At 63.8% G+C, this 21,537-nt stretch carries 13 protein-coding genes and 1 pseudogene; 5 read left to right on the top strand and 9 right to left on the bottom strand.

What is annotated here, in order from left to right; translation table 11 throughout:
• The first annotated feature begins 49 nt into the window (after nucleotides 1–49).
• The gene (locus GWQ44_RS00250; RefSeq protein WP_179597936.1) at nucleotides 50–1,243 is read left to right on the top strand and encodes a DUF418 domain-containing protein; all 1,194 of its coding nucleotides are present in this window, start codon (nucleotides 50–52) and stop codon (nucleotides 1,241–1,243) included.
• On the opposite strand, the gene GWQ44_RS00245 is transcribed toward GWQ44_RS00250, so the two are convergent.
• Nucleotides 1,240–1,773 (bottom strand): GNAT family N-acetyltransferase, encoded by a 534-nt coding sequence (locus tag GWQ44_RS00245; protein ID WP_275926405.1) that lies wholly within the window; start codon nucleotides 1,771–1,773, stop codon nucleotides 1,240–1,242. The genes GWQ44_RS00250 and GWQ44_RS00245 overlap by 4 nt on opposite strands.
• A gap of 201 nt (nucleotides 1,774–1,974) precedes the next feature.
• Here GWQ44_RS00245 and GWQ44_RS00240 point away from each other — a divergent pair, with 201 nt between their 5' ends.
• On the top strand, nucleotides 1,975–3,594 hold the full coding sequence (locus tag GWQ44_RS00240) for a glucan biosynthesis protein D (protein WP_275926404.1): 1,620 nt from the start codon (nucleotides 1,975–1,977) through the stop codon (nucleotides 3,592–3,594).
• A gap of 224 nt (nucleotides 3,595–3,818) precedes the next feature.
• On the opposite strand, the gene GWQ44_RS00235 is transcribed toward GWQ44_RS00240, so the two are convergent.
• From GWQ44_RS00235 to GWQ44_RS00220, 4 genes are all read right to left on the bottom strand, one after another.
• Nucleotides 3,819–4,925, bottom strand: a complete 1,107-nt coding sequence (locus GWQ44_RS00235) for an NADH:flavin oxidoreductase/NADH oxidase (protein WP_103741027.1) — start codon at nucleotides 4,923–4,925, stop codon at nucleotides 3,819–3,821.
• Nucleotides 4,926–4,939: 14 nt separating this feature from the next.
• A complete protein-coding gene (locus GWQ44_RS00230) occupies nucleotides 4,940–5,242 on the bottom strand; it encodes a hypothetical protein (RefSeq protein ID WP_275926403.1) in 303 nt (100 codons plus the stop codon).
• A 537-nt stretch (nucleotides 5,243–5,779) separates the two neighbouring features.
• Nucleotides 5,780–7,489: a single-stranded-DNA-specific exonuclease RecJ gene (gene recJ, locus GWQ44_RS00225; RefSeq protein WP_016963971.1), complete on the bottom strand. Its 1,710-nt coding sequence runs from the start codon at nucleotides 7,487–7,489 to the stop codon at nucleotides 5,780–5,782.
• Between the two features lie 57 nt (nucleotides 7,490–7,546).
• Complete coding sequence (locus GWQ44_RS00220; RefSeq protein ID WP_011059467.1) at nucleotides 7,547–8,089, bottom strand: YaeQ family protein; 543 nt, start codon at nucleotides 8,087–8,089, stop codon at nucleotides 7,547–7,549.
• Between the two features lie 219 nt (nucleotides 8,090–8,308).
• Between GWQ44_RS00220 and GWQ44_RS00215 the strand changes: the two genes are divergently transcribed.
• Both GWQ44_RS00215 and GWQ44_RS00210 read left to right on the top strand, forming a co-directional pair.
• On the top strand, nucleotides 8,309–10,045 hold the full coding sequence (locus GWQ44_RS00215) for a hypothetical protein (RefSeq protein ID WP_275926402.1): 1,737 nt from the start codon (nucleotides 8,309–8,311) through the stop codon (nucleotides 10,043–10,045).
• 87 nt (nucleotides 10,046–10,132) lie between these two features.
• Entirely contained in the window at nucleotides 10,133–11,863 is a 1,731-nt protein-coding gene (locus GWQ44_RS00210; RefSeq protein WP_275926401.1) for a hypothetical protein, read from the top strand.
• Between the two features lie 29 nt (nucleotides 11,864–11,892).
• On the opposite strand, the pseudogene GWQ44_RS00205 reads toward GWQ44_RS00210, so the two are convergent.
• Both GWQ44_RS00205 and GWQ44_RS00200 read right to left on the bottom strand, forming a co-directional pair.
• Nucleotides 11,893–12,495: pseudogene (locus GWQ44_RS00205) on the bottom strand (phospholipase D-like domain-containing protein); the annotation flags it as partial.
• A 95-nt stretch (nucleotides 12,496–12,590) separates the two neighbouring features.
• Nucleotides 12,591–12,878: a hypothetical protein gene (locus GWQ44_RS00200; RefSeq protein ID WP_275926400.1), complete on the bottom strand. Its 288-nt coding sequence runs from the start codon at nucleotides 12,876–12,878 to the stop codon at nucleotides 12,591–12,593.
• Nucleotides 12,879–13,125: 247 nt separating this feature from the next.
• Here GWQ44_RS00200 and GWQ44_RS00195 point away from each other — a divergent pair, with 247 nt between their 5' ends.
• Nucleotides 13,126–14,907, top strand: a complete 1,782-nt coding sequence (locus tag GWQ44_RS00195) for a hypothetical protein (protein ID WP_275926399.1) — start codon at nucleotides 13,126–13,128, stop codon at nucleotides 14,905–14,907.
• A 706-nt stretch (nucleotides 14,908–15,613) separates the two neighbouring features.
• On the opposite strand, the gene GWQ44_RS00190 is transcribed toward GWQ44_RS00195, so the two are convergent.
• Together GWQ44_RS00190 and GWQ44_RS00185 are read right to left on the bottom strand one after the other, a co-directional pair.
• A complete protein-coding gene (locus tag GWQ44_RS00190) occupies nucleotides 15,614–16,303 on the bottom strand; it encodes a phospholipase D-like domain-containing protein (RefSeq protein WP_275926398.1) in 690 nt (229 codons plus the stop codon).
• A gap of 39 nt (nucleotides 16,304–16,342) precedes the next feature.
• Nucleotides 16,343–21,487: a DNA repair ATPase gene (locus GWQ44_RS00185; RefSeq protein ID WP_275926397.1), complete on the bottom strand. Its 5,145-nt coding sequence runs from the start codon at nucleotides 21,485–21,487 to the stop codon at nucleotides 16,343–16,345.
• Nucleotides 21,488–21,537: the final 50 nt, after the last annotated feature.

The raw sequence follows: 21,537 nt of genomic DNA, 5'->3' as shown, positions 1-21,537 counted from the left end.
CCATGCCCCTCGTCCCCCTGCAACACGCCCTGTTGACCGGGTCCCGAAAATGAACGCGCCATTGCCGCGCCAGGTGGCGCGCCTGCAGCAGGTGGACGCCCTGCGCGGCTTCGCGCTACTGGGCATCCTGGCGGTGAACATCTGGTCGTTCGCCGATCCCTACTACGCCTCGCCGGTCAGCAACCCGGCCTACGCCAGCGACCTCGACCACCTGATCCGCTGGCTGGTGTCGGTGCTGTTCGAGGCCAAGTTCTACCTGCTGTTCTCCTTCCTGTTCGGCTACAGCTTCACCCTGCAGATGGCTTCCGCCGAGCGGGCGGGCGAACCTTTCGTGCCGCGCATGCTGCGCCGGCAGCTGGCCTTGCTGGCCATCGGCCTGGTGCATGGTGCGCTGTTGTTCTATGGCGAGATCCTCACCCTGTACGCCTTGCTGGGCCTGGTGCTGCTGGCCTTGCGCGGGCTGACGGCGCGGGTCGCGGCCATCCTGGCGATCCTGTTGATCGGCACCACGGCGCTGCTGATTCTGCTGTTCGGCATCGAGCTGCTGAACGCCGGCCTCTCTACCGGGGCCGCCGACGGCCAGCCGCTGCTCAAGGAGCGGGCCCTGGGCGCCGATGCGCTGGACACCCTCAGCTACAACGCGGCGCATTTGCTGGAAACCGCCTCGGCCCTGTGGCTGCTGCAAGGGCCCAGCACCCTGGCGATGTTCCTCCTGGGTTATGTGGCCGGACGCAAAGGCCTGCTGGTGGCGCCCGAGCGCTTTGCCACGCGGGTGCCCCGGCTGCTGGCCCTGACCCTGCCCATCGGCCTGGGGGGCGCCCTGCTCTACGGTTACTGCAGCGCCTACGCACCCGGTGGCGGGCTGGAAGTCATCGGCTACGGCATCAGCCAGATCAGCGCACCGCTGCTCTCGGCCAGCTACGCCATGCTGCTGCTCCGGGCCTTCGACTCGCCTCTGGGCCAGCGCCTGTGCCAATGCCTGGCGCCACTGGGACGCATGTCATTGAGCAACTACCTGCTGCAATCGCTGATCCTCTGCCTGCTGTTCACCGGCTATGGACTGGGGCTGATCAACCACCTGTCGCCGCTGTGGATTCCCCTGCTGGTGATCGCCATCTACCTGTTGCAGATGCAACTCAGCGCCCTGTGGCTGCGCACTCATCAGTACGGCCCTTGCGAGTGGCTGCTGCGCGCGGTGACCCTCGGTGCCTGGCCGCACTGGCGCAAGCGCGCGCCGGCTTAAACCAGCCGCAGACAGAGGTGGATATCCTCGGGCTCGATGCGCAGCAGCTCCGGGTCCGGGACGGCCAGCAGCTCACAGCCCAGGCCAGTATAAAAATCCACGGTGTGCCGCGACGGCGTGGCCGACACGTACAGGCCCTGGGCGCCCATGGCCAGGGCCTGCTCCCGGGCCAGGGCGAACAGCTGGCGGCCCAGGCCGAGGCCGCGATAAGCCTGGCTCACATGGAGGAATTTCAACTGCCGCAAATCCAGCCCGGCGCACTCGATCGCCAGGCAATCGACCACCGCTGCCGCCACCAAGACCTCACCGTCGAAGACCCCATGCAACCAGCCGCCACGCTGGTAACACTGCTGCAAGATCAGCGCGTCATGCTCGGCCTCGCCCTCCGGCCACCCCGTCACCACCTCGTGCTGGGCATAGCCGATCAGACGGCCAGCCTGCACCCGGTAGAAGCCGTTGATGACTTCGGCGCGGTCGATCCATTTGAGCTGCGGAATATCGTTTGCGGTAAGGGCACGCAGGTGCAACATGAGGCCGGTTCCTGAGGCGATTCAAGTGGTTACCAATGGACACAAGCTAAGCATTTTTCTGCCCGGGGCGAACCGTTTATTCTACCGACCCTCTATTTATCGTCCGCTGCGTCTGGCCAATGGCATGGCCGGACCTCACCTTGCGATCCCCCCAGTCAGCCAGGAGCGGCTGACGATCCCAGCCCCCCACAAGGTTCATCTATGCACCGCAGGCACCTCCTCAAAGCTTCCATGGCCCTGGCGGCCTACACCGGCCTCTCGGCCAGCGGGCTGCTGGCCGCCCGAGCCTGGGCCGGCGCCGCTGATGGCGAGGCCCAGGCCTTCGATTTCGAGCGCCTCAAGGCCCAGGCCAAGCAATTGGCCGCCAAGCAATACCTGGACACCAAGCAGGTGCTGCCACCGACCCTGGCGCAGATGACGCCGCAGCACTTCAACGCCATCCAGTACGACAGCCAGCACTCGCTGTGGAATGACCTGAATGGCCAGCTGAACGTGCAGTTCTTCCACGTCGGTATGGGCTTCAAGCAACCGGTGCGCATGCACAGCGTCGACCCCAAGACCCGCCTGGCCCGGGAGGTGCACTTCCGCCCGTCGCTGTTCAACTACCAGAACACCCGCGTCGACACTGCCCAGCTCAAGGGCGACCTGGGCTTTGCCGGGTTCAAGCTGTTCAAGGCCCCGGAGCTGGACAAGCACGACGTGGTGTCCTTCCTCGGCGCCAGCTACTTCCGGGCGGTGGACGCCACCGGCCAGTACGGCCTCTCGGCCCGGGGCCTGGCCATCGACACCTACGCCAAGCGCCGCGAGGAATTCCCCGACTTCACCCAGTTCTGGTTCGAGACCCCGGACAAGGACAGCACCCGTTTCGTGGTCTACGCCCTGCTGGATTCGCCGAGCGCCACCGGTGCCTACCGCTTCGACATCGACTGCCAGGCCGAGCGCGTGGTGATGGAGATCGACGCCCACATCAACGCCCGCACCGCCATCGAACAACTGGGTATCGCACCGATGACCAGCATGTTCAGCTGCGGCACCCATGAACGGCGCATGTGCGACACCATCCACCCACAGATCCACGACTCCGACCGCCTGGCCATGTGGCGCGGCAATGGCGAGTGGATCTGCCGCCCGCTGAACAACCCGGCGACCCTGCAATTCAACGCCTTCGCCGACACCAACCCGAAAGGCTTCGGCCTGGTGCAGACCGACCATGAATTCGCCAGCTACCAGGACACCGTGGACTGGTACAGCCGCCGCCCGAGCCTGTGGGTCGAGCCCACCACCGCCTGGGGCGAAGGCAGCATCGACCTGCTGGAAATCCCCACCACCGGCGAAACCATGGACAACATCGTGGCCTTCTGGACCCCGAAACAACCCGTGGCCGCCGGCGACTCGCTGAACTACGGCTACAAGCTCTACTGGAGCGCCCTGCCGCCGGTGGGCACGCCGTTGGCGCGAGTGCATGCCACCCGCTCCGGCATGGGCGGCTTCGTCGAGGGCTGGGCCCCGGGCGAGCATTACCCGCCAGTCTGGGCCCGACGCTTTGCCGTGGACTTCACCGGCGGCGGCCTCGACCGCCTGCCCGCCGGCACCGGCATCGAGCCGGTGGTCACCGCTTCCAACGGCGAGGTCAAGGACTTCAGCATCCTGGTACTGGACGAGATCAAGGGCTACCGCATCCTCTTCGACTGGTACCCAACCAACGACAGCGTCGATCCGGTGGAACTGCGGCTGTTCATCCGCACCCACGATCGCACCCTGAGCGAAACCTGGCTGTACCAGTACTTCCCACCGGCGCCGGACAAGCGCAAATACCCCTGATCCAGGCCTGAGGAGCCAACCGCTGATCGTGGCGAGGGAGCTTGCTCCCGCTGGGGCGACCTGTCGCCCCCCATGGCCACCACCACCGGGGGCCCAGCGCACACCCCGCCCTCAGGCTCTACGGCCGCTGCGCGACCGAGCGGGAGCAAGCTCCCTCGCCACTGATAGCAAAAAAAACGCCGCGTTATCTCACGATAAAGCGGCGTTTTTTCATTTCCCGATGGCTACTCGCGCAAGTCCGACTCATGAATCGGCTGGTCCCTGTGGGTCGCCCGCTGATACTGCGCCGGCCAGATTGCCTTGCGCCCGCCCAGGTCGTCATCGGCGTGCAGCGGCCAGTAAGGGTCGCGCAGCAGCTCCCGGGCCAGGAAGATGATGTCCGCCTGGCAGGTGCGCAGAATGTGCTCGGCCTGAGCCGGTTCGGTGATCAAGCCCACGGTGCCGGTGGCCATTCCCGATTCCTTGCGCACCCGCTCGGCAAAGCGCGTCTGATAACCCGGCCCGGTGGGAATCTCGGCATTGGCCGCGGTGCCGCCGGACGACACATCGATCAAATCCACCCCCAGGTCCTTGAGGCGCCGCGCCAGCTCCACGGTTTCGTCGGGGTTCCAGCCGTCTTCCACCCAATCGGTGGCCGACACCCGCACGAACAGCGGCAGCTCCTCGGGCCACACCCCGCGTACCGCCTCGGTCACCTGCAACACCAGGCGAATGCGGTTTTCGAACGAGCCGCCGTATTGATCCTGGCGCTGGTTGCTCAGGGGCGAGAGGAACTGATGCAACAGGTAGCCATGGGCGGCATGCACTTCCACCACTTTGAAACCGGCCTCCAGCGCGCGTTTGGCCGCCTCAACGAAGGCCTGGATGATCTCGCCGATCTGCCCCTCGTCCAGCTGGGTGGGCGGCGTGTGCTGCGGGTCGAAGGCAATTCGCGAGGGCCCCACCGGCACCCAGCCACCGTCCTCGGGCTTGACGCTGCCGGACTTGCCGAGCCAGGGCCGGTGGGTACTGGCCTTGCGCCCGGCATGGGCCAGCTGAATGCCGGCCACCGCGCCCTGGGCGGTGATGAAACGGGTGATGCGCTGCAAGGGTTCGATCTGCGCGTCGTTCCACAGGCCCAGGTCCTGGGCGGTGATCCGGCCGTCGGCGGTGACCGCCGTGGCCTCGGTGAAAATCAACCCGGCGCCGCCGACGGCGCGGCTGCCCAGGTGCACCAGATGCCAGTCGTTGGCCAGCCCGTCCACCGACGAGTACTGGCACATGGGCGACACGGCGATGCGGTTGAGCAGGGTCAGTTGACGCAAGGTATAGGGTTCAAGCAGCAGACTCATGGGGCACCTCTCGATCAATGGTCAGGCTCCAGGGTTCTGTTTGAACGGTCGACGAGTGACTGCGAAGTGAAGCGCCCGCCCCCGCGGGAAGATGGATGACAAAAGGTCACAAGGCCAATCAGACAGTGCTTAGAGACTAGTCGACAACACTGCCGCTGGCAGGGTTCCTGATGGGTGCCGGGCAAAAAACTGTTGCCCTGGCCGCTGCCAGCGGCAGCGGCCAGGGCATGGCGAACCCTTTCATTGGCCAGATCGTGGGCAGGATTACGACGGGAAGAAGGAGGGGAAACAGGCGGATCGGGAACGATCTTTTTCATGGTGTAGCTCCTCGACGATGAAGCCTCCATACCTAAAGCTGCTAGACGTTTGAAAAGGGTGGCGGCTGTACGCCGGCTAGCAGACCGGGTCGAGGAACCGGTGCGCCCGAAAGCGCCCCCACGCACAGCCGCCATAACAGCACACTGCAAATCTGAATTGCAGTGCTGATGGCATCGCTTGCGCTCGACCCGGGCGGCTATTACCAATCACTGACGGGCAGTGATTGAACCGAGACTAGTCAGCGGAGTAGATCGCCACAAGCGCCGGGAGTGCGCTCGGCCCCCCCTTACAAAAGAAAGAGACATCCCCCCATCCCGCTTTCCAAAAGTCTGGCAAAACCACCCGCGTCGCCTACTGCCAGTCGAGGACAAACACTGCACTTGTGGCGAGGGAGCTTGCTCCCGCTGGGGCGCGCAGCGGCCCTAAAAATGGAACTGCTACGCCCCGGAGCGCTGGCCGGCCCCACGGGAGCAAGCTCCCTCGCCACAGTTTATTTATTGCTCGCTCTGGCGTTGAGCCGATCGGCAGTACCCGCCTCAACGCGGTTCGATATGGGCAATCATCAACTGCACGGTTTCCTGGCCACGGAACTCGTTAAGGTCGAGCTTGTAGGCCAGTTCCACCCAGCGAATGGTCGGGTTGGGCCAGACTTCACGGTCGATGCCGAAGGCGATGCCGTCCAGCTTCAGCGAGCCGCATTCGCTGCGTAGCACCACTTTCAGGTGACGCTCGCCGACGATGCGTTGCTCCACCAGTTCGAACACCCCGTGGAACATCGGCTCGGGGAAGTGCTGGCCCCAGGGGCCGGCATGGCGCAGGGCGCGGGCCAGTTCCAGGTGGAACTCTTCCACCGCCAGGGTGCCGTCCGACAGCAGGCGCCCGGTGAGGTCTTCTTCGCGCAGCTGGCGCCGCACTTCTTCGTCGAAGGCCTCGGCAAAGGCCGGGAAGTTCTGCTCCGGCAGCGACAGGCCGGCGGCCATGGCGTGGCCGCCGAACTTGCTGATCAGTTGCGGATGGCGCGCGGCTACGGCGTCCAGGGCGTCACGGATGTGGAAGCCCGGCACCGAACGGGCCGAGCCCTTGAGCATGCCCTCGCCAGCGTCGGCAAAGGCGATGGTCGGACGGTGGTAACGCTCTTTCAGGCGCGAAGCGAGAATCCCGATCACCCCCTGGTGCCAGTCGGCGTCGAACAGGCACAGGCCGAACGGCATCGACTCCACCGGCAGCTCCTTGAGCTGGGCCAGGGCTTCGCGCTGCATGCCCTGCTCGATGGATTTGCGGTCCTGGTTCAGCTCATCCAGCTGGGCGGCCATGGCCCGGGCGGCGGAAACGTCGTCGCTGAGCAGGCATTCGATGCCCAGGCTCATGTCGTCCAGGCGCCCGGCGGCGTTGAGCCGCGGGCCGAGGATAAAGCCCAGGTCGGTGGAGGTGATGCGCGAATGATCGCGCTTGGCCACTTCGAGAATCGCCTTGAGCCCCGGCCGCGCGCGACCGGCGCGAATCCGCTCCAGGCCCTGGTGCACCAGGATGCGGTTGTTGGCGTCCAGGGGCACCACGTCCGCCACGCTGCCCAGGGCCACCAGGTCCAGCAGCTCGCCGATGTTCGGCTGCGGCCGGTTTTCATAGCGACCCAGGCTGCGCAAACGGGCGCGCAGGGCCATCAGCACGTAGAAGATCACCCCGACCCCGGCCAGGGCCTTGCTCGGGAACTCGCAGCCCGGCTGGTTGGGGTTGACGATGGCGTCCGCCGCGGGCAGTTCATGGCCGGGCAAGTGGTGGTCGGTGACCAGTACTTGCAACCCCGCCGCCTTGGCCGCCGCCACGCCTTCGACGCTGGAGATGCCGTTGTCCACGGTGATCAGCAACTGCGGCTCGCGCTGCAGGGCCACGGCAACGATTTCCGGGGTCAGGCCGTAGCCGTATTCGAAGCGGTTGGGCACCAGGTAATCGACATGGGCCGCGCCCAGCAGGCGCAGGCCCAGCACACCCACGGTGCTGGCGGTGGCGCCGTCGGCATCGAAGTCGCCGACGATGAGAATGCGCTGGCGCTGGTCCAGGGCGGTCACCAGCAGGTCCACCGCGGCGTCGATGCCCTTGAGCTGCTGATACGGGATCAGCCGCGCCAGGCTCTTGTCCAGCTCCTCCACCGACTGCACGCCACGGGCGGCATAAAGGCGGGTCAGCAGTGGCGGCAGATCGCCGAGAAAGGGCAGGACGGCGGGCAACTCACGGGGTTCGATACGCATGGGCTAACAGCAACTTCTCTGGGGGGACGGTGGATCGTTCAGGGGCGGAGCGGGCAATCAGCCGCGCTCGCCCAGCAGCCATTCCAGCTGCACTTCGTGCTGGCCGCGATCATCGGTGACGAAGATCGTGCCTTCGCTGATCATCACGTCCCACTTGATGACGCGTGGCATGTCCTTGGCCAGGGTTTCGAGAACCTCCTGGGGCACGCCGGCGATGTTGAGGTTCTTCAGGTTCTTCACCGCGTCCAGCACCCGGGTCTGCCAGACCCGCAGGCTGCCGTAGGCCAGCAGGCTGGTGCGCTCGGTGCGGCGCGAGCACCAGGTCAGGCGATCGGCGTCCGGCTGGCCGACTTCGATCCAGTGCAGCACGCGGTCGTCCAGGCTCTTTTCCCACAGTGCCGGCTCGTCCACATCCGACAGACCCCGACCGAACGACAGGTGCTCGTTGTACCAGAAGGCGTAGGCCAGCAGCCGCACGGTCATGCGCTCTTCGGTTTCCGAAGGGTGACGGGCGATGGTCTGCTTGACGCTTTCGTAGACCCCACGGTCGAGGTCGGTCAGGTTCAGTTCGAATTTGTAGGTGGTGGACGGCTGGGCCATGTGCGGGCTTCTTGAGTGTGCGAAAAGGCGGCAAGTCTAACCCGAAACCTGCCGCCCTGCCCGACCGCTGACCGGCCAGCGGCCCTGGCGCTGAAATCCGCTGAAATGCATTGCCTCGGTAAAGTCGGTTGCCAGCCTGCCGCCCGGGTTTTATAACCCCCGCGCGAATCGGCTGGCGCGCATCGCGCCTAAGCCGCAGTTCAATAGAAAAGGACGTCCATGACCCTCTTTGTCACCCTGCTTGTCATCGTGCTGCTGTTCATCGCACTGATTTTGTACTCCCGCCAGAAAACCGCCGATCGAAACGAGGACCTGGAGCTGACCAGCAACCTCACCGCGCAGATCAATCAGACCCTGCTGCTGAGCAAGGCCGAACCGCTGCTGGCGCTGAAACTGGCAGAGACGCTACCCGGCGAAGCCCGGGAACTGGCCTTGCAACTGGTGGCCAGCGAGCTCTACCTGGCAGGCCACAAAACCCAGGCCCGGGAGCTGTACCAGCAACTGCCGCCTCACGCCCGGGACTACGTGCTCAATACCCTGATCGAAACCCTGCTCGACAGCGACGACACCCAGGCCTGCCTGGAACTCCTGGAGAACTGGGGGGAATCCCTGCCCAGCTGGCCGCTGCTGCAAGTACGTATCCTCCAGGCCCGTGGCGAACAGGAGCGGGCCCTGGCCGTGCTGGGCGAACTGAGCGACCCGCGCCAAGCGGCCGCCCATGAACGCCAGAGCATCGGCAACCTGCTGATCCTGGCGCGCCTGCAGCATCAGGCCGGGATGCAGGACGCGGCGCTGGCCAGCGTCGAGCTCGCCTGGTCGGCGTTTGACCAATCCGAGGACGGCCATCGCCAGTCAACGCTGCGCAGCCTGTTCGAAGCCTGCGCAACCCTGGGTCAGTTCGACACGATCCTCACCCGGGCCGCGCCCCTGCCGGCAGAAGAACGGGCCCAGGCAGTCGCCGCCCTGATCCAGGCCGCTCAGCTGGACGCTGCCCTCAACCTGCTGGCCCCCATCAGCGAAGACCTCTACTCCACCACCCACAGCGAACTGATGGACCTGGCCCTGGCGCGGCCTCCCATCGACAACGCCCTGCGCCTGCTGGAGAAGGCCCCCGACCTGCATCGCTACAGCCTGCTGCTGAGCCTGCTGAGCCACCTGGCGACACAAGGCCGGACCGCAGAGGCCGAAGCGTTGCTGCTGAGCCTGGAACCTGAACCGAGCCAGCATCCGGGGCTGATGCTCAGTCTCTGTGAGCAGCACCACGCCACCCAGCCGCAATGGGCCGAGGCACTGCTGGCCAAGGCGCTGCAACAGATCGACGGTTACAAGAATGACCAGGAGTTCTGGAGCGGCATGCGCATGCAGGCCCTGTACACCCAACTACAGCTGCAAAGCCGACTGCCGGCCCATCGCCGGGACAGTTGGCTGGTGCGCAGCAGCCTTGAGGAATGGCAGCGCTTGCATCAGCAGCAAGACGGCGAACAGCAATTGCTGTGCATTCGCGAGCAGACCAGGCTGCTGCACGACCTGGGGCAGACCGCCCAGGCCAGGACCCTGCTGGAGCAGGCCCTGGAGTTGCTGGACAGCGACCGCCTGCCGGAGGTCGATGAAATGGACAAAACCTTCTACCTGGAGGACATCGCCAGCGCCTACCTGAGCATCGACGAGGCGCAGCAAGCCCAGGTCCTGCAGGATCGGTTGCACAGCCTGGAGGCCGGTAGTCGCGACCTGGAAGAGGACCTGCTGCTCAATCACATCCAGCACCAGCGCTTCGCCCAGGCCATCGAAGCCCTGAACCTGAGCGTCCTGCTCAGCGACAAGAAGCCGCTATCACGCCTGTATCAGGCCCTGGAGGAGCTGCACCAGCGCGCCCCCGAGCGCGCCGCCGAACTTCAGCAACAACTGATGGAGCGGTTCAGCAGCGGGCAGGCCTGGCGCACCTCTCAAGCGAATTGACTCAGCGGCCTTTTGCGCGCCCCCAACGGGGCGCTGTGTTGGCGTCCAGAGTCTTGAGCCGTTCTCGCCCCCAAGGAAAGCCGAATCATGGAAGTGCTTATCATCCTGCTGCTCATCACCGGCGTGATCTCGCTGCTGGTGGTCTATGCCCACAAGGGCAGCAGCAATGACCAGGGCAGCAGCCCGGGCATCAACCTGGACGAGGAGGCGCAGATCAATCGCGCCGCGTACCTGAGCGCTGTCGAACCGCAGGTGGCCCTGCAACTGGCCCAGCGCCTGACGGGCAAAGCCCGGCAACAGGGGCTGCTGCAGATACCCGCCGCGCTGTACCGGCAAGGCAACCAGGCCCAGGCTCTGGAAGTCCTGGCCGAGCTCGACGAAACCTACCAGCCCATGGCGCTGTACCGACTGCTCGAAACCCTGCTCGACAAGGACGGCCCGCAGGCGGTGCTGAGCCTGTTGGAGCGCCTGCACCAGCCCCTGCCGTCAGCACCCCTGCTGCGCATCCCACTGTTGGTGGCTCGCGGTGAACTTGAGCAGGCCCGCGCCTTGCTGGTGACCTTCGGTGTCGCGCAGTTGAACCAGGGCTGTGCCAGTGAGCACCGGAAGTTGGCGACCCTGCAACGCAGTGTGGGACAGGCCGAGCAAGCTGCCATCAGCCTCGGCCTGGCCTGGCAACTGCTGCTCAAACAGCCGGCCGACGAACTGGACCCGTATGAACTGGAACAGACCCTGCGCGAATACCGTGCCCAAGGGCAGGACGCGCAGTTCCCGGCCATGGCCGCGCAATTGCCCGTATCGGCCCAGATCATCGTCGTGGTCTTGCTGATGCAAGCCGGGGAATTCGACGCCGGGTTCGAACTGCTGGCGCAGAACCCCGAGCCCGAGGACTACTGCGGCTACCCAGCGCTGCTCAAGCTGATCCTGGACGCCAGCCGCCCGGACCTGGCGGCACAGCTGATCGCCCAGGTGCCGGTGAGACACGCCAGCGAGATGCTGCTGAGCCTGTTGCACTGGCATGTCGCGCGCCATGAGGTGGCCGAGGCCGAGGCGGCCTTGCAGGCCTGCGCGGTCGCGCCCTCGCAGCGTCTCTGGTGCCTGCTCTCTCTGTGGCGCACCTACCTTGAGGAGCACCCGCATTGGTGCGCCCACCTGCTGGAGCAGGCCCTGCTGACACTGGAGACCTGGCGTGGCGCTGAGCAATGGCCGTGGCATCGCCTGCTGATCGTGGAAACCCAGTTGTGGGTGCAGGCGGCCCTGGCGCCCCAGCGCCGCGACAGCGAGCTGATCCGCAACGGTCTTGAGGAAGTGGCGCTCCTCAACACCCAGCTCGAATATGCCGATCGCCCGGTGAAACAGGCAGCACAGGCCAAATTGCTGCACGACCTGGAACAGACCCGGCAAGCCATCGAACGGCTGGACCAGACCGTGCAAGCGCTCGACGACGAAGCTCAGAATGCGGCGCTGGACCCAGCGGAAAAAAACTACCACCTGGCACAGCTGGCACTGGTCTACCTGTACATCGACGAGCAGGCAAAGGCCGCCGAGCTCAAGAGCCGCCTGGAACAGAACATTTCCTATGCCAGCCAGTTAAGCCACGCCACGCTGCTGAACCATATCCGCCAGCAACGTTTCGAAGAAGCCATTGCCGGCTTGGAACTGGGCAGCCTGTTTAGCAGCGAAAACCCGCTGCAGCAGTTGCACCTGGCCCTGGAAACCCTGAGCCAGAGCGCCCCGGAACAGACCCATAGGTTGCGCCAGAAACTCCTCGACAGGCTGGCCGACGACAGCCTCTGGAGTCAGCCGAACGCCGCCTGAGGCGGGGTGCTGGCCCGCCGCGGCACGACTTAACGCGGCGCGTAGCGGGCCCAGAGTTCGTTGAACTCCTTGAGGTAACTGGCCACCAGTTGCGGGTGGTCGATCACCAGCAGGTTTTCCTCATTGCCGGTGGTGGCGCTGCGGGTCCAGTTGAAGCTGCCGTTGAGCAGGGTCCGGCCATCGAACACGGCGAACTTGTGGTGCATGTGGAACGGCGTGTCGTCGATCCGCACCGGCACGCCGGCCTCGCGCAGCACGGCGATGTCGCTGCCGACATCGAACTGCTTTTCACTGTCGCTGATCACCCGCACGGCCACGCCGCGCCGGTGGCAGGCGCGGATTTCGTCGCTCAGTTGATCGTCGGAAATGGTGAACACGCAGATATCCACCGAGACTCGCGCCTGACGGCACAGGTCACGGATCTTGCGCCGGCAATCCTCGCCCGGGCTGAAGTGGGCGCTGGCCATGTCGCGCACCGGGGCGCTCTGGGTGTCCAGGGTCTTGATCACCTGCTCCAGCCATTTCAGCGCCGGCAGCACATTGGCGCTGTCTGTCAGCGCCAGCTCGCGCACCAGATCAAAGGCCCGGTTGCGCAGGTAGCGCACCTGGTCGCTGCCCAGTTGACGATCTTCTTGTGCATGACCTTGATCAGCGGCAGGAAGCTGTTCTACAGGTGCTCGGAAAGGTTTTCCAGCCCTTCGCGCAGGTCATGCTGCTCGGGCCGGGCCTAGCCGCGTCCCCCTTCCACCAGGTCGTTGAGCTGGGCCACGACGCGGGTGCCGACATCGCTGTCGCTGCCGCCCATGGAGCGGTTGCACACGAAGTCGCGCTTGATCTGGGTCCAGCGCTCGCTCTGCTCCGGGGTCTGGTTGCCGCGCAGTTCGGCGAGCTTGAGCAGGTTTTCCTCGGCACCGGTGGTCAGCAGCTGGGACTCGCCCTGGTAGTGGTCGGCCAACAGTTGCAGCAGCTCGGCGTCGTTCATCACCGCCGAGATCTTCTCGGCCATCTTGTTCATGTTGCGGTGGTGGACGGCTGGGCCATGTGCGGGCTTCTTGAGTGTGCGAAAAGGCGGCAAGTCTAATCCGAAAGCTTCCGCCCTGCTCGACTGCTAACACGCCGTCGGGCATCTCAGATCAATCCCAAAACCACTCGGATTGACAGATCTCGACTTGCCAGCTACCGCCCAGGTCCTTATAAGCCACATCCTAAATAGGCAATGCATGACGCACAGCCGCATAAACGAAGTAGCGGAGAGGAACTCCATGGATGCTGTTATTAGTCTTGTTCTGTTCGTCGTATTAGTCATCATCATGGCCTTCATGTTTTTTCGCGACAACGGTGACAGCAAGCCTCCGCTACGCAACACCGAAACACCGATACACAACACCGAAATACCGATACACAACACCGAAACACCGACAGAGGACGAGCGCCAAAAAATAGAGCGCCTGCTGCTGCTCAATACTTATGACACTGAACTGACTTGTATCCTCGCACAGCGCCTGAGCCCGGTAGCGAGGCCTCTGGTCATGCACCATGTCGTTCCTGCATTGCTCAACGCAGGTCAGCGCGACAGAGCATTGGTCATTCTGAAAGAGCTCAACCCACCGCAAAAAGAGATCGCGCTGGCTAACATGCTCACTTTATTGTTCAGGCAAAACTTGCCGGAGGCTGCCCTGGCCTTGCTTGAGCACACCGACAACCCAGAATTTTTGCCCCCCATATCAACCCTGCAGATTTATCAAGCCCGCGGCGATTCAGAGAGTGTCCGACGATTGATGACAGAACTCGGTGCATTGTCGAAGCAGTCCAGTGCCCATACTTTGAGCGGCCCTGACAATCTGCTGCTGGCCAGGCTGCAATATGCCTCGGGACTCAAAGAGGAAGCGGCCGTCAGCCTCCAAAATGCCTGGGCCTGGGTAGTCCAACATCAAACCTTCCCCGGTGAAATGCGGGCCGTCCTGCTTGAATACCTGACACAGGGACGAACTCAGGAGATTCCTGGACTGACTGCGCAACTGCAACCTGCCAACCAAGTCACTGCAGGTGCAGTACTGCTTGAAGCCGAACAACCTGAATTGGCCTTTGACTTGCTTGCGCAGGCTGACGATACAAACTCACATCAGACCTACGTTGATCTGATGCAGTCGATCCTGGAAAAAAACCAGAGCACTGTCGCTCGGCGTCTGCTCGAATCTGCACCAAGCGAGATAGCTGATCATCTCCTGCTGCTGTTGTTACTGTGGCATGCCGAACGCAACGCGACCGTCGAAGCGCAGGCCTTGCTCGATAGCCACGCAATGTCCCATGAGAGACGTTACTACCTGCTGCTCAACCTGTGGGCAAATGTTGCTGCGCATGCACCATGGCGCACCTCTCTCTTTACTCAAGCCATGGACGAGTTGGAACGACTGCGCGCAGATGAAACTTGGCCATTACTCAGAATGACCGCACTGGAGATCCAGGTACAGGTTCAGGTCCGCCTGCCGTCCCTGCAACGGGACAGCTGGCTGATACGTAACTGCCTGGACGAAATGGCCCGACTCAATGAGCAACTGCAAGCCTCGGATCGACTCGACAAGTACCGTGTACAAGCCTCTCTGCTACACCAGTTGGGTGAAACGCAGCAAGCCGAACAACTGCTGGACAAAGCCTTGAAGCTGCTGGAAGAACAGAACGACCCGGAGTTCAGCGAAATCCATCACATCTACCATCGGGCTTTCATTGCGAGAAACTACCTGGACATCGGACATTTGGAAAAATCCGAAGCTATTTACACTCAACTGGGCCAAAAGACATATGCCACTGTGCCTCTCGAACGCGAGTTGCTGAATAACTACATAGAGCAGCTCCGCCTTGAAGAAGCGGTCGACATACTCACCCTGCATAGTATGTGCAACGAGAGCAACCCTCTGTCACGACTAAACGAAGCCCTCAATAATCTGCAAAGCACAGCCCCCGAACGCATCCGTAGGCTGAAACAACAGCTACTGGATAAGCTTGATAGCGAACCGTTCTGGAACGAACCGCCAAGGCTTTACTGATCACATAATCGTAGTGCGCCTCCTCCTCTAGTAACGCACCGCGTTTCAACGCCGTGCGTAGCAGGCTAAACGTTGACCGTTCCACTTATCCCACTAATAAACGGAGGCCATAAAACGAAATTCCATGAGTATCGTTTATTACTTGTCATCATCTTCATGCTGTTGGTTATCTTTTTGACATTCCCAGCCAATGATCACAGCGATTCGCCTCCCGCCGGTGCACCCGACCTGACAAAAGAGGAGGTGCGTAGGCTACAGCGTTTTGCTTTTCTCAACGCCTGGGCCGGACAGCCCGGCCCAGGCTACTCAGCGACATCGTCGTTGCCATGTTTGTGAATGGTCAATCTGACAGAGCCATGCTCATCCTCAACGAGCTCAGCCCAGCCCACCAAGACCAGGTACTGGGTTCAATACTCGATTCCCTGTTCCTACAAGGAAAACCCGAGGCGGCCATCGACATACTCAAGCTCAACGTCGTGTGCCTTACAAACGCCCCCCCAGCAGCGACTGCACAAAGCGCTCAACAGCCAACAGGGCACCGATTCCGAACGCGTCGGTGAGATGAAACAACGACTTCTGGACAAACTTTCCGATGTTCTGTTGTGAAGCGACCTACCAGTCATCTGAGGCGGCAGGCGCTTTTTGATCAACGGCATAGACAGTCCAGAAGCTCGGGGTCATCAGGCATTGGTGTGAGATTCCCCCCTCAACGCGGCGCGTAGCGGGCCCAGAGCTCGTTGAACTCCTTGAGGTAACTGGCCACCAGTTGCGGGTGGTCGATCACCAGCAGGTTTTCCTCATTGCCGGTGGTGGCGCTGCGGGTCCAGTTGAAGCTGCCGTTGAGCAAGGTTCGGCCATCGAACACGGCGAACTTGTGGTGCATGTGGAACGGCGTGTCGTCGATCCGCACCGGCACCCCGGCTTCGCGTAGCGCGGCGATATCGCTGCCGACGTCGTACTGTTTTTCGCTGTCGCTGATCACCCGCACGGCCACGCCGCGCTGGTGGCAGGCGCGGATTTCGTCGCTCAGTTGATCGTCGGAAATGGTGAACACGCAGATATCCACCGAGACTCGCGCCTGGCGGCACAGGTCACGGATCTTGCGCCGGCAATCCTCGCCCGGGCTGAAGTGGGCGCTGGCCATGTCGCGCACCGGGGCGCTCTGGGTGTCCAGGGTCTTGATCACCTGCTCCAGCCATTTCAGCGCCGGCAGCACATTGGCGCTGTCTGTCAGCGCCAGCTCGCGCACCAGATCAAAGGCCCGGTTGCGCAGGTAGCGCACCTGGTCGCTGCCCAGTTCGCTGCCCAGCTGGCGCAGTTCGTCGCGTTCTTCGTTGCTCAGTTTCAGGTCCAGCAGGCTGTCGCGCAGTTGCTGGTCCAGGTGGGCAAAATCCATGTCGTGATCCTTGGCTGTGCGCCGGCAAGCCGGCAGCGGCTATTGGGGGTCCTTGAGGGTGGGCACATCGCCGTGGCTGAGCATGCGGCTCAATTCGTCCACACGCGTGGCGATGTCGCCGATGCGCTGGTGGCTGTGCAGGTCGACGTCGATCTTCTTGTGCATGACCTTGATCAGCGGCAGGAAGCTGTTCTCCAGGTGCTCGGAGAGGTTTTCCAGCACTTCGCGCAGGTCATGCTGCTGCGCAGGCCGGGCCAGGCCGCGCACGCCTTCCACCAGATCGTTGAGCTGGGCCACGACCCGGGTGCCGACATCGCTGTCGCTGCCGCCCATGGAGCGGTTGCGCACGAAGTCGCGCTTGATCTGGGCCCAGCGCTCGCTCTGCTCCGGGGTCTGGTTACCCCGCAGTTCGGCGAGCTTGAGCAGGTTTTCCTCGGCGCCGGTGGTCAGCAACTGGGATTCGCCCTGGTAGTGGTCGGCCAAGAGTTGCAGCAGCTCGGCGTCGTTCATCACCGCCGAGATCTTCTCGGCCATCTTGTTCATGTTGCGGTAGCTGCCTTGCAGCTTGAACGGTGGCTCGCTGCGGTACTGGTCGGCCTGGGCGGCGCTGGCGATGTACTGCTGGTTGACCCGCAGCACCACGTCGCGCACCTGCATCAGGCGTTGCAGGGTGGTGGTGATCTCGTTGATCTCGGCGCCGCTGTAGCTGTGGCTCAGCTCGTTGCTGGAGAAGGCCTTGCCTTCGGCCTTGGCGACGAAGCGGTAGACGTCCGCCATGTCGCGGGTGGCCAATGGCGCCAGCACCGGGTTGGAGGTCAGGCCGTTCTCGATGTAACTCAGGGCGAAGGCTTCCTGCATGCCGCCCAGGGTGTCGCCGAGGTTATAGATGTCGGCCCGGTTGGCCAGCATGTCGGGGATCTTGAACACTTCGCCGGACTCGGTGTACGGGTTGCCCGACATCACCACGCAGAACTTCTTGCCGCGCATGTCGTAGGTCTTGGTGCGGCCTTTCCACACGCCTTCGATGCGCCGGGTGCCGTCGCACAGCGAGATGAATTTCTGCAGGAATTCCGGGTGGGTGTGCTGGATGTCGTCGACATAGAGCATCACGTTGTTGCCCATCTCCAGGGCCAGGTTGAGTTTCTCCAGTTCCTGGCGCGAGGTAGCGTCCGGCGCCTGGGCCGGGTCCAGGGAGCGCACCTGATGGCCCAGGGCCGGGCCGTTGATCTTCATGAAGATCAAGCCCAGGCGGTGCGCCACGTATTCCATCAGGGTGGTCTTGCCGTAGCCCGGTGGCGAAATCAGCATCAAGAGGCCCATCAGGTCGGTGCGCTTGTTCTCGCCCACGGTGCCCATCTGCTTGGCCAGGTTGTCGCCGATAAAGCCCAGGTACACATCGTTGATCAGCTTGTTGCGCACGAACGAACTCAGCGGCCGCGGCTTGAATTCGCTCAGGCGCAGGGCCGAGCGCTCACGGCTGATGATGCCCTGGCGCAGCGTCTGGTAGCGCTGCAGGCCGGGCAGGAACTGCTCGCGGTGGGCCCGCAGGCGGGCAAAGAAACCGTCCACGGTGAGGGGCAGGCTGCGCTCCTGGATGCGCGGGTGTTCGCCCATCAGGTTGTCGACCTTGAATCGCAGGTCGACTTCGGTGATGCGCTTGGCAAAGTCCTCCCGCAGCAGCGACAGGGCCACGGCCTCGGGCACGTAGTCGGCCCACTCGGCGAACTCACCTTCGGCACATAAGGCCGAGAGCCAGTTGTCGGCCAGCGCCCACTGCGCGGCGGGGCGCTCGGCCAGCTGGGCCAGGGCCTGCTGGTAGTCGTCCCACATGCGTGCGCCTTGCAGGCGCAGGGTCAGGGCTTCCTGCAGTTGCTTGGCGTATTTGCTGAAGGTGAATTCGATGCGCTCCGCCGCCAGCTCCTGCACCAGGTATTCGGCGGCTTCCGGCAGCAGTTCCGCCGGCAGGCTGAAGGCCTGCTGCTGGCGCCAGTCCTGCAGCGCCAGGAAGATTTCTTCCTGCAATTGCAGCAAGCCTTCACGACGGCCGAACAGTTGCTGGATATGCCGGCTGGTGCGAGCCCGTTCGGCCCATTGCTGCGGTTGCGGCGAGTGCTGCTGGCGGTCCCAGAACAGCGCGGCGAAGGCCCGCGCCGCCGCGCCGAAGCGCAGCAGGCCGGCGCTGTCGCGCAGCGGTAGCAGTTGCAGCAGGATCGCCGCCGCGTCGTGGTCGTGAATGCCCTTCTCGTAGCCTTCCTTGTAACGCGGCGCGGCGAAGTCGCGGATCACCCGCGCCAGTTCCTCGGGCTGCGCCAGCAAGGGTTTCAGGCTTTCCAGGCTCAGGCCCTCCTGGCCCTGGTCGGCGGCGTCCAGCACTTGCCCGGCCAGGTATTCGGCGCGGTACAGCTGGGCCGATTCCGACTCCAGGGCCACCTGCCAGAAGTCGCGCAGGGCTTCCAGCTCGGGGTCGCGCAGGGGTTCGAGGAAATCCGTGCCGGTCAGGTGCAGGTGCAGTTCGTCGCCCCGGGGCATCAGGGTCAGGTCCAGCTCCTGGGTGTTGACGCTGAAGCGGTGGCGCGGCCCCAGCTTGATGACGTTGCCGCCCTCTTCGAACAGTTCGGTCTTGTCGCGCAGGGCGCGCACCGCCTGATCCCGGGCGCCCTTGAGGCGCGACTCGACATCGTCGGCCTTGACGCTGTCCTTGAGCTCGCGCAGGCGCTCGGCCAGTTCCCGCAGCTTGAGGATCAGTGGGTCGGCGGCGAAGAACGCATTGAGCTCCTCGGCCTGGGTGAACTTGGCGGTGCGCCGGCCGAGGCTGTCGAGAATCCGCCGCGCCGCGTCCAGCAGGCCCTGGGCCTTGCGCTGGCGCTCGTCGAGCAGCGATTGCTTGTGGGCCTCGAAGGTTTCCAGCAGCTCCTCGCGCTTGCCGAGGATGTCGCCGAGGAACTGTTCGTGATCGCCAAAGCGGCTTTCCAGCTCCTCCAGTTGCACCAGCAAGCGCGACAGTTGCTCGTCGCAACGCTCGGGGTCCTGGGCCTGGGCCAGGGCGTTGGTGATGCCCTGGCTGAAGAGTTTGAACTGGGCGCCGAACTGCGCGACGGTCTCGGTCGAGCCCAGGCCCTTGCGCCGTTGCTCGGCGCGGGCCTTGGCCTGGTTCAGGCGGGCGTAGATCTGCGAGATGGATTCGATGATCCGGGTGCGCTGGGTGGCGTCGTCGATCTGTAGCGAGGCCATCAGGCTCGACAGCATGTCCAGGTCGCCGGCCATGGCTTGCAGGGCGCCCAGGGGCTCACTGAGCTGGGCCACGGTTTCGGCTTTCTGCGCCTGGGCGTCGAGGGTTTCCAGCTGGCTGACGAAGGGTTGCAGGGCCTGGTCGCTGGCGAGGAAGGTCGCGGTGCCGGCGGCGGTGCGTTCCTGGGCCTTGAGCAGCTCGGCTTCCATGGCGTCGATGCGCGCCACGTCGATGTAGCGGTAGTCGCGAATGGTCAGCAGCAGGCCGCGCTGGGCGGTGATGCCGTTCAGCGCATCGACGAAGCTCTGCACCTGATCCCAGCTGTCCACCAGCAGGCTGTCGAGCAGGGTTTTCTGCTTGACCTCGGCGGCCCCCATGGCCTGGTCCGACTGGCGGCGGATGCTTTCGACTTTCTCGTACTCATCCAGCACCAGCTCCGAGGTGGAAGCCACTTCCCGCAGCAGCGGCGCCAGGCCGTCGAGCTCGGCGCTGCCCAGCCAGTGGTACACATCGAACAGCCGCCGGGTGTTCTGGCACAGCAGCGAATAGCGCTGCACCGACACCGCCGGGGTGTCGATCTCGCGGCACAGGTCATAGAGATCGGAAACGCTGCGCACCAGTTCGGCATTGCCGATGCGTCCGAGAAAACCGCTGCGGGTCGGTTGCCGCGCGGCGTATTCCTCGGTGAAGAACGGCGTCTGCCAGACCTGCATCGGGTGGACCCGGGTCGGCTCGTCGCCTTCGGCGGCGAAGATCACCATGCGCCCGTCTTCCAGGCGCGCGTAGCCGTGGCCGAACAGCGGGTTCTGCAACTGGCGGTTGATCATGTTGTAGGTCAGCAGCACCGAGCGGCCCTGCTCCGGGTGGTAGAAGATGTATTGCACATCTTCACCATTGGGCGAGCGCACCGAGCGCTTGAAGCGCATGCCGTCCATGGACTGTTCGAAGGTCTTGTACTCGCCGCTTTGCAGGTAATAGCCGCCGGGGAAGATGATCCCGTGGTCTTCCGGCAGTTGCACGCAGGCCAGGCCGATGGCGTCGATGCGCTCCACCTGGCGAGTCAGGCTGTTGAACACCAGATAGCGCCACTGCTCTTCGCGGTACGGCAGGACCTTGAGCAGGATCAGGCTGCCCAGGCGGGCGAATTCGATCTGCGAGTCGTCCAGGGACTGGGTCTTGTCCAGCACCTCTTCACGGTAGATGCCCAGGCCCGATTCGGTGTTGTTCTCGACCTTGATGGTCAGGTCGCCGCCGATGGTTTCGACGAACACCGTGTCGAGGATGTTCAGGTGCGGGAAGCGGCCTTCGACCACCATCTCGCGGGTGGCTTTCTTCCATTCGAAGTCGAAGGGCGCCGGCAGGGCGATGTCCCGCTCGCCACGGTTGTCGATGTAACGGACTTCACGCCCGTCCACCGAGATCGACCAGCGGAACACCCGCACATCGGTGACGCGCTCGCCGATCTGGAAACTCGCCAGCAGCTTGCCGTCACGGATCGCCAGTTGCAGCAGGCGGGTGTTCTTGTAATAGGTGTAGAGCTCGTTGAAATCGTTGAGGAAGCCCTGGGCAGAAAGGAAGCTGCCGTCCAGGGGCACGGGTTCGGCTTCGTAGCCTTCACCCTCTTCCACCAGCCGGTAGAGGGAAAACACGTCGGCGACGCTGGTTTCCTTCTTCAGGCCGATAAACACGTTGTAGCCGAACAACAGGCAGTCGCCGACCTGGACGATGTCCCGGGCGATGCAGTTGTTCTCGGTGCGGATGCGCACCCGCCCGACCACTTCCATGCGGCTGTTGCCGAACTCGTCGAGACGCCTCTGGTTGAGGTCGTCGGTGGTGGCCCGCAGGCGCTGGCCCTGGTCCAGCAGGCGCTTGTGCAGCACCTCATAGGCGCCGCCTTCGGCGACAGCCTTGTCCAATACGTCCTGCGGGGGAGTTGCGACTTGAGCGTCCGACATCGTGGCCTTCCTGGATCTACGGCGGTGTGCAAAAAAGCGGGCTCCTCAAA

This window comes from Pseudomonas sp. 3MA1 (genome assembly GCF_029237275.1).
Classification (GTDB): domain Bacteria; phylum Pseudomonadota; class Gammaproteobacteria; order Pseudomonadales; family Pseudomonadaceae; genus Aquipseudomonas; species Aquipseudomonas fluorescens_AP.
The sequence above is the reverse complement of the archived record's forward strand: the minus strand, read 5'-3'. Positions and strand labels throughout refer to the sequence as shown.